6 protein-coding genes are annotated in these 7,507 nt (G+C 69.3%); 3 read left to right on the top strand and 3 right to left on the bottom strand.

What is annotated here, in order from left to right; genetic code table 11:
• Positions 1-71: 71 nt before the first annotated feature.
• Positions 72-509, bottom strand: a complete 438-nt coding sequence (locus tag FBT96_RS18700) for an RbsD/FucU family protein (protein WP_136909353.1) — start codon at positions 507-509, stop codon at positions 72-74.
• 441 nt (positions 510-950) lie between these two features.
• Between FBT96_RS18700 and FBT96_RS18695 the strand changes: the two genes are divergently transcribed.
• Positions 951-1,415 carry a hypothetical protein gene (locus FBT96_RS18695; RefSeq protein ID WP_136909351.1) on the top strand — a complete coding sequence of 155 codons (465 nt, stop codon included), beginning with the start codon at positions 951-953 and terminating at the stop codon, positions 1,413-1,415.
• Between the two features lie 6 nt (positions 1,416-1,421).
• Here the strand turns inward: FBT96_RS18695 and FBT96_RS18690 are convergent, their stop codons facing one another.
• Positions 1,422-2,276, bottom strand: a complete 855-nt coding sequence (locus tag FBT96_RS18690) for a universal stress protein (RefSeq protein ID WP_136909349.1) — start codon at positions 2,274-2,276, stop codon at positions 1,422-1,424.
• A 182-nt stretch (positions 2,277-2,458) separates the two neighbouring features.
• On the opposite strand from FBT96_RS18690, the gene selD reads away from it, so the two are divergent.
• A complete protein-coding gene (gene selD, locus FBT96_RS18685; RefSeq protein ID WP_136909347.1) occupies positions 2,459-3,523 on the top strand; it encodes a selenide, water dikinase SelD in 1,065 nt (354 codons plus the stop codon).
• 2 nt (positions 3,524-3,525) lie between these two features.
• Here selD and FBT96_RS18680 read toward each other — a convergent pair whose 3' ends face one another.
• A complete protein-coding gene (locus FBT96_RS18680; RefSeq protein WP_136909345.1) occupies positions 3,526-3,990 on the bottom strand; it encodes an Lrp/AsnC family transcriptional regulator in 465 nt (154 codons plus the stop codon).
• A 109-nt stretch (positions 3,991-4,099) separates the two neighbouring features.
• Between FBT96_RS18680 and putA the strand changes: the two genes are divergently transcribed.
• The gene (gene putA / locus FBT96_RS18675) at positions 4,100-7,483 is read left to right on the top strand and encodes a bifunctional proline dehydrogenase/L-glutamate gamma-semialdehyde dehydrogenase PutA (protein WP_136909343.1); all 3,384 of its coding nucleotides are present in this window, start codon (positions 4,100-4,102) and stop codon (positions 7,481-7,483) included.
• The last annotated feature ends 24 nt before the right edge of the window (positions 7,484-7,507 follow it).

Here is a 7,507-nt window from a genome sequence, read left to right as displayed (position 1 = left end):
CCCCATTCTCCTCCCCCGTGGCGCCGGGGCGTGCAGCCGCCCGCAAGATCGCTTGCGGGCGGCTGCCTGTCTCAGGCCTGCGGCCGGATCACGCCCTTTTTCAGGATCAGGCAGCCGTAAAGCCGGGTCTCGCCCGTCGCGACGATGGCAAAGGCCTGTTTCGCGCGGGCGTAGAAATCGAAGCGCTCGACCCGGCCCAGCTGCGCCGCCGGGCCTTCGTGTTGCGCCAGAATGGCGCGGAAATCGGCGAAGATCGGCTGCTCGGCCGTCGGATCGCCGACCACCTCCATGTGAAAGGCCGCTTCGGGCACGAAGTCATCCAGCGGCATCACCGAGAGAATCGCCTCCATCACCCGGGTCGCGCTCAGCCCCGGCATCCGGATCAGCTCCCGCGCGCAGCTTTCGGCGGGAAAATTGGCATCGACGATCACGATCTCGTCGCCGTGGCCCATGGCGCGCAGCGTGTAAAGCAGGTCCGCCGTCAGGATCGGATCGATGGTCTTCAGCATGGTCAGTCCTTTCTTCGAAGCGCGGCCCCGGGCCGGCTCGGGACCAGTGAAAGACCCGCCGCGGCGAAAGTGCAAGAGGGCGCGCGCCCGGCGTCGGCGGCTTTTGCCCTGCCGCGGCGCGGCGACGAATTCTTTTGACAATCGGGGGATCCGTGCCGACAGTTGATACATCCTGAGGCTGAGCGGGCGCAGGCCCCGGGCTTCAGGAGGCCTCCGCCCGGCGCCGGGGTCCGGCGGGCCCGGCAGGGGCCTCAGACGTGTGAAAGGCCGGGCCGGAACGGTTCGGGATGGCCGGAAGGCCGAAAGAAACCGCAAGCCCATTTGCGCGGAACATCTGCGACGTCGCGACCATGATCTGCCCGGGGAGGGGCCTCACATGACGTTTTATCACATCCGGAAACAACCCAGGATTGCGGCCCCGCGCGCGGCGGAGGCCTGCGGATGACCGGGCCCTTTGCGGATATCATCGCCCGGCTGGAGGCCGGCATTCTGGGGCACGAGCCGCTGCCGCGGCTGGATCGGCTGCTGGCCATGGCCGAGGAGATTCTGGTGACCTGGCTGGCGCGCTGCGGCGCGGGGGCGGCCCCGGGCATGGTCGAGGGATCGCTGCTTTTGTCGCTGCACCGGCAGGGTTGCCGGTGCCGACCGGGGTTCGACGCCAGCCGCGAGCTGTGCCGCGAGATCGTCGCCCGGCGCAATGTGGCGCTGCTTTACCCCGAGGAGGCCGCCCGGGCGCATGCCGACATGGCCGAAAAGGTGCTGCAACTGGCGCTTTTCGTGGCAGAGGTGATGCCGCGCGGGCTGGCGGCAGAGCCCCCGGGGCCGCAGACGGCGCCCCTGTGCGGTTGCGTCTTCACGCCCGGCCGGGCGCCGCCCGACCTGCGCGAGGTGGCGCAGGCCTTCTGAGCGGGCTCAGCGGATCAGCACCACCGGCACCTTGCAGGCGCGCATCGTGGCGGTGGTGGTCGAGCCGATGATCAGGCTGCGGATCCGCGAATGGCCATAGGCGCCCATCACCAGCAGATCGAATTTCTCTTCCTCGGCCAGTTTGCGCAGCGCCGCCTCGGGCTGGCCCGCCAGCACCGTGGTTTCCGCCGCGATCCCGGCCGCGGCCAGCATCGCCCGCGCCGCTTCCAGACCCTTTTTCACCTCGGGCGTGGCCTGCCCCACCGCGGCGATCTGCACCGACAGCCCGGGGAAAAGCGTGCTGCGCGAGATGTGATCGACCGCCTTCATCGCCGAAACGCCGCCGTCATAGGCGACCAGCACCCGCTCGATCGGCTTGAAGGCGCGCGAGGCGACAAACACCGGCCGCGCACAGGAGCGCACGATCCGTTCCAGATTGGCGCCCAGATGATCCATCGCCTGATCGGCATCCTCGCCGCGCTTGCCCAAAAGGATCACCCGCGCCTCGGCCTCGACATCCTGCACGGTGGCCAGCAGATCGCCCTGCCGCAGCTCGGCCGAGATCTCGGCCACACCGGCCTTTTCCAGCAGCATCCGGGCGTCGTCGATCAGCGCGCGCCCATGCGCCGCCATCAGCCGCGCCCGCTGCGCGTCCAGCGCCGCAAGTTCTTCCATCACCCCGCTGCGCGCGCCCAGCGGCGCCGGTTCGGAGGGATCGGTCAGCGCCGGCGCACCCGAGGGGCGCAGCACATGGACCAGCTGCACCGGCGCGCCGGTGCGTTTCGAAATCCAGGCCGCATGGTCGCACACGCTTGTGGCGTAGATCGAGCCATCGACGAATGCGACGATCTTCCCGGTCATCTGTCCTCCTGACGGCGGCGGTGCGCGACTCTCGCGCGGGCCGGGCCGCGCCGCCGGATACACGGCTTTTGGGCCAAATCCAAGCTGGGACGGGGACGCAGGGCAGGTTTTGCGCAATCATGCTTGGCCCGGCGCGGGGCTGCGCCTATAAGCGCGCAGTTTCGGCGCCACAGGAGTTCGCGATGACCGATACCGCCCCGAAGACCGAGCCGCGGCTGACCTCGCTGTCGCATGGGGGCGGCTGTGGCTGCAAGATCGCGCCCGGCGTGCTGGAACGGATCCTCTCCGATACCCTCGTGCCCTTGGTGCCCAAGGATCTGATGGTGGGCATCGCGACCGCCGACGATGCCGCGGTCTGGCGGCTCAATGACGGCCAAGCCCTTGTCGCGACGACGGATTTCTTCATGCCCATCGTCGATGACGCGCGCGATTTCGGCCGTATCGCCGCGACGAATGCGCTCTCTGACGTCTACGCCATGGGCGGGCGGCCGATCCTGGCGCTGGCGATCGTCGGCATGCCGATCAAGGTTCTGTCCGAGGCCACCATCGGCGCGATCCTGAAGGGCGGGGCCGAGGTCTGCGCCGCGGCGGGCATTCCGGTGGCGGGCGGGCATACGATCGATTCCGTCGAGCCGATCTATGGTCTGGTGGCGCTGGGGCTGGTGCATCCCGACCGGGTCAAGACCAATGCGGGGGCGCGGCCGGGCGATGTGCTTGTGCTGGGCAAGCGGATCGGCGTCGGCGTGCTGTCGGGCGCGTTGAAAAAGGGCCAGCTGCCGCCCTTTGCCGAAGCCGAGCTGATCGCCTCGGTGACGCAGCTGAACACGCCCGGCGCCGATCTGGGCGAGATGGACGACGTGCATGCGATGACCGATGTGACGGGCTTCGGCCTTGGCGGCCATGGTCTTGAAATGGCGCGCGGATCGGGCTGCGACATCGAAATTTGCTGGGCCGCGGTGCCGCGTCTGCCCGGCGTGATGGAGGCCGCGGCCGAGGGCCATCTGACCGGCGCCTCGGGGCGGAACTGGGCAAGCTACGGCGCCGGGATCGACCTGCCCGCGGACCTTGGGGATCTCGACCGCGGGCTTCTGACCGATCCGCAGACCTCGGGCGGGCTTCTGGTCGCCTGCGCGCCCGAGGCGGTCGAGGCGGTGCTGTCGACCTTCCGCCGTCACGGCTTCGATCATGCCGCCGCGGTGGGCCGGGTGCTGGGCGAAAGCGCCACGCCGCGGCTGCGCATCGTCTGAGATCACAGGCTGGGGGAGTTCTGCTCCACCACCGCTTCCATCGCGACATAGCTCGAGGTTGCCGCCACATGCGGTAGCGCCGAAAGCTTCTCCCCCATGATCTTGCGGTATTCCGCGATGTCATGGCTGCGCACCTTCAGCAGGTAATCGAAGCCCCCGGCGATCATGTAGCATTCCTCGACCTCGGGGATTTCGCGCACCGCGGCGTTGAACTGCTCCAGCGCCTTTTGCCTTGTGTCGGACAGTTTCACCTCGACATAGGTGACATGGATCAGCCCCAGCTGGATCGGCGAGAGCATCGCGCGGTAGCCGGTGATCAGCCCCATCTCCTCCATCGCGCGGATGCGCGCCGCGACCGGGGTTTTCGACAACCCGACCTTGCGGGCAAGCTCGGTGACCGGAATCCGGGCGTTCGCGCACAGCTCGTGCAGGATGCGCCGGTCGGTGGCGTCAATCGGGTCGGTCACGTTTTTGGCCCTATCTTTGGTCGGATCGCCTGTCATGATGGCTTTGAATGGTCACATCGTCCAGCGCCTTGCTGGTATCATCGGGGAAACGCCCCAGGAGTGCCCGACCATGACCGATCTTTCCGCCCTTGGCCCGCAGGCCAAATTCGCCCCCGAGGCCGAGGTTCTGGCGGCGCTTGTCGCGCAGGCGGCGCTGTCGCAGCCGCAGCTTGACCGGATCGCGGCGCGCGGCGCCGATCTGGTGGCGCGGATCCGGGCCGAGGCGAAGCCAAGCCTGATGGAGCATTTCCTCGCGCAATACGGGCTGTCGACGCGCGAGGGCGTGGCGCTGATGTGTCTGGCCGAGGCGATGCTGCGCGTGCCCGACACCGCGACGATCGACGCGCTGATCGAGGACAAGATCGCCCCCTCGGACTGGGGCAAGCATCTGGGCACGGCGGCCTCCTCGCTGGTCAATGCCTCGACCTGGGCGCTGATGCTGACGGGCAAGGTGCTGGACGATGGCGCGGGCGGCATCGCCGGAACCCTGCGCGGCGCGATGCGGCGGCTGGGCGAGCCGGTCATCCGCGCCGCCGTGGGGCAGGCGATGCGCGAGATGGGCCGCCAGTTCGTTCTGGGCGAAACCATTGAAAAGGCTTTGGAACGCGCGCAAAAGCGCGAGGCCGAGGGTTACACCTTCAGCTATGACATGCTGGGCGAGGCGGCGCTGACCCGGGCCGATGCAGACCGCTACCGGCGGGCCTATGCGCAGGCGATCACGGCGATCGGCACGGCGGCGACCAAGGGCTCGATCGCGGCCAATCCGGGGATTTCGATCAAGCTGTCGGCGCTGCATCCGCGCTACGAGGTGGCGCAGGAGGCGCGGGTGATGGCCGAGCTTGTGCCGGTCGTGCGCGATCTGGCGCGGGCGGCGGCGGCGGCGGGGATCGCGCTGCACATCGACGCCGAGGAACAGGACCGGCTGGCGCTGTCCTTGCGCGTCATGGCGGCGGTGATGGCCGATCCCGAAACCGCGGGCTGGCAGGGCTTTGGCGCCGTGGTGCAGGCCTATGGCAAGCGCGCCGGGGCGGCGATCGACGCGCTGGCCGCGATGGCGCGGGCGACCGGGCGGCGGATCAACATCCGGCTGGTGAAGGGCGCCTATTGGGACGCCGAAATGAAGCGCGCCCAGGTCGAGGGCCATCCGGGCTTTCCGCTTTTCACCTCGAAAACCGGCACCGATGTCGCCTATATCTGCCTTGCGGCAAAGCTTTTCGGGCTGGACGATTGCATCTATCCGCAATTTGCGACGCATAATGCACATACGGTCGCGGCGGTGCTGGAGATGGCCGCGGGACGGCCGTTCGAGTTCCAGCGCCTGCACGGGATGGGCGCGCGGCTGCATGACATCGTGCTGCGCGAAACCGGCGGGCGTTGCCGGATTTACGCGCCGGTGGGGGCGCATCGCGACCTGCTCGCCTATCTGGTGCGGCGGCTTCTGGAGAACGGCGCGAATTCGTCTTTCGTCAATCAGATCGTCAACGAAAGCGTGCCGCCAAGTGAGGTCGCGGCCTGTCCCTTTGCGGCCCTGCCCATGGCGCGGGCACCGCGCGGGCTTCTGGCGCCTGCGGATCTTTTCGGTGCGGGCCGGGTCAATGCGCAGGGCTTCGATCTGAGCGACCCCGAGGTTCTGGCGCGGATCGAAACCGCGCGGGCCGTGACCCTGCCTGACGCCGCGCCGATCGTGGCCGGGCCGGTCTCGGGCACGCTGCGCCCGGTGCGGAACCCGGCCAGCGGGGCGGTTGTGGCGCAGGTGACCGAGGCCGATGCGGCGACGGTGGCGGTGGCTCTCGATGCCGCGCAGGTCTGGTCGTCGCCCGCGGCAGAGCGTGCGGCGGTGCTGCGCCGCGCCGCCGATCTGTATGAGGAAAGCTTCGGTCCGATCTTTGCCGCGTTGGCGCAGGAAGCGGGCAAGACGCTTGGCGATGCCGTGTCGGAGCTGCGCGAGGCTGTTGATTTTCTGCGCTATTATGCGGCCGAGGGCGCCGCGGACCCGCGTTCCCCGCGCGGTGCCGTCGTGGCGATCAGCCCGTGGAACTTCCCGCTCGCGATCTTCACCGGCCAGATCGCGGCGGGTTTGATGGCGGGCAATGCGGTGCTCGCGAAGCCCGCCGAGCAGACCCCGGTGATCGCCGCCCTTGCCGTGCGGCTGCTGCATCGGGCCGGGGTTCCCGCGGCGGCGCTGCAGTTGCTGCCCGGCGACGGCCCGACCGTCGGCGCCGCGCTGACCCGCGATCCGCGCGTCAAGGGTGTGGTTTTCACCGGCTCGACCGAGACCGCGCAGATCATCGCCCGCACGATGGCCGAGCATCTGGCGCCCGGCACGCCGCTGATCGCGGAAACCGGCGGGCTGAATGCGATGATCGTCGACAGCACGGCGCTGCCCGAACAGGCGGTGCGCGATGTCGTCGCCTCGGCCTTCCGTTCGGCCGGGCAGCGCTGCTCGGCGCTGCGCTGCCTTTACGTGCAGGAGGACATCGCGCCCCATCTGATCGAGATGCTGAAAGGCGCGATGGACGAGCTGGTTTCGGGCGATCCGGCGCATCTGTCGACCGATGTCGGCCCGGTGATCGACGCCGAGGCCCGGGCCGGAATCGAGGCCTATCTGGCCGAGAATGCGGGGCGCCTCCTGCACCGCAGCACTGCGCCCGAAGGCGGGCATTTCGTTGCCCCGGCGCTGCTGCGCGTCAGCGGCATTGCCGATCTTCCGCGTGAAATCTTCGGGCCGGTGTTGCATCTTGCAACATTCGCCGCCGAGGACCTGCCCGCGGTGATCGCGGCGATCAATGCGCGTGGCTATGGGCTGACTTTCGCGCTGCATTCGCGCATCGATGCCCGCGTCGAAACCGTGGCCGAGACGATCCGGGCGGGCAACATTTATGTGAACCGCAACCAGATCGGCGCGGTGGTGGGCAGCCAGCCCTTTGGCGGCGAGGGGCTTTCGGGCACCGGGCCGAAGGCGGGCGGGCCTTTGTATCTGGGCCGCTTCCATGCGCCCGAGCCGGTCGCGGCGACTGGCGGCTGGATGCAGGCGGCGACGCCGGTTCTGCCCGAAGCGGTGGAAACGCAGCTGGCCGAGATCTTCCTGCCCGGTCCGACGGGCGAGCTGAACCGGCTGACGCGGCATCTGCGCGGCCCGATCCTCTGCCTTGGACCGGGGCGTGACGCGGCGGCAGCGCAGGCGGCGGCGGTTGTGGTCTTGGGCGGGCAGGCGGTGCAGGCAACCGGGGCCGTGCCCGCCAAGGCCTTGGAAACGCTGGATCCTTTGGCGGGCGTGCTGTGGTGGGGCGAGGCCGAAACCGGCCGTGCCTATGCCCGCGCGCTGGCCGCCCGGCCCGGGGCGCTGGTGCCGCTGATCACCGCGGCGCCCGACCTTGCCCATGTCGCGCATGAGCGGCATCTGTGCGTCGACACGACGGCGGCGGGCGGCAACGCGGCTTTGCTGGCGGGGTGACTTGCCCTTTGCGCCCGCCTGCGG

Origin of the sequence: Rhodobacter capsulatus, assembly GCF_005144475.1 — a bacterium.
GTDB lineage: Bacteria > Pseudomonadota > Alphaproteobacteria > Rhodobacterales > Rhodobacteraceae > Rhodobacter > Rhodobacter capsulatus_C.
Note: the sequence above shows the minus strand (reverse complement) of the source record. Positions and strands in the feature narration are given on the sequence as shown.